Origin of the sequence: Corynebacterium sp. HMSC056E09 (assembly GCF_001813425.1) — a bacterium.
GTDB lineage: Bacteria > Actinomycetota > Actinomycetes > Mycobacteriales > Mycobacteriaceae > Corynebacterium > Corynebacterium hesseae.
On sequence record NZ_KV812478.1, the window covers coordinates 1 to 1,108 of the forward strand.

1 protein-coding gene and 1 pseudogene are annotated in these 1,108 nt (G+C 56.6%); one reads left to right on the forward strand and one right to left on the reverse strand.

What is annotated here, in order from left to right:
* On the forward strand, nucleotides 1–200 hold a 200-nt coding region (locus HMPREF2912_RS13070), incomplete at its 5' end, for an IS3 family transposase (protein WP_083312467.1).
* A 46-nt stretch (nucleotides 201–246) separates the two neighbouring features.
* On the opposite strand, the pseudogene HMPREF2912_RS01335 reads toward HMPREF2912_RS13070, so the two are convergent.
* Nucleotides 247–825: pseudogene (locus HMPREF2912_RS01335) on the reverse strand (ATP-binding protein); the annotation flags it as partial.
* Nucleotides 826–1,108: the final 283 nt, after the last annotated feature.

Genomic DNA, 1,108 nt, shown 5'->3' on the forward strand with positions numbered 1-1,108 from the left:
CCCGACGTGTCTACTTTCCGGGGGTCAGGCCCGACCGGCAGCGATGGCCTACCCGTGATGCTGCACGCAAGGCTGTTGCCTACTGGATTGAAGTCGTCTACAACCGCCGGCGCCGGCACTCCGCACTCGGGATGGTCAGCCCCGTCGACTTCGAGAACCACGCCGGCTCAATCAACAGCAGAAAAGAAATAGCTGCCTAACCACTAGGTAGCTCCACTACGTGTCCACGATTTGCGGGCAACCCCAGTCGAATATGATCTTGGTTAGGTCTTCTTGCCCGCGCTGGTTGATGCTGATGGTCATAAAGTCGTCGATGATAAGGACATCGACGTTGATCAGTTTCCGCATCTTATCGAGGTAGTTTTGGTCAGTCGGTGAGAAGACCGCCAGCATGTCTACAAGTTGGTCCAGCCGGTAGTACGCCACCGAGTATCCAGCCTTGCACGCGGCGATGCCGATGGCGCAGGCAATGTAGGTCTTGCCTGTTCCCGTCGGGGCGAGGATGTGAATATTGGTCGGGTTTTCCCGCCAGTTAGTGGCTGCGATTCGTTTCAACTGGCGCATGTTGATACCGCGTTGTTCTGCCCGGGTGACTTCAGCAAGGCTCGCATCCGGGTATCGGAATTTAGCCTGGGTAATGGCCTTGGCAATGTTGCGCTGTTGGCGTTGTGTGTAAGCTTCTTCGACTGCGGCGAGGAAAATGTCTTCTGGTAGCGCATCCGCATAGGCCTCGTCGTTGACAACCTCGTAGAAGACATCAGCGAAGGTCGATACGCGAAGCTTGCGCATTTTCGCCCGCACAATTTCGTCGTCGATGCTGCTCATGGTTTCACTCCTTATTGCTTCTAGTTTTCGTAGTGGTCAGCAGGCCGGATAAAGACGGCATCGGCCACCTCACCGGTAAGCGGGGTACTTGGGCGTGGTTGGCGCTTGGCCACAGGCTGTGGTTTTGCCCCTGGTGGCCCGGGATGTTGTTGGGCGTGGGCAATGTCAGTCTGGATGCGTTTGATCACTGCCATCGTGGGGGCCAGCTTCTTGTCTAAGACCTGCTGGCATGCCGGTTCGAGGGTGGCTTTGAAGCGTCCTGGGTTTAGTTCCTACCTCAGCT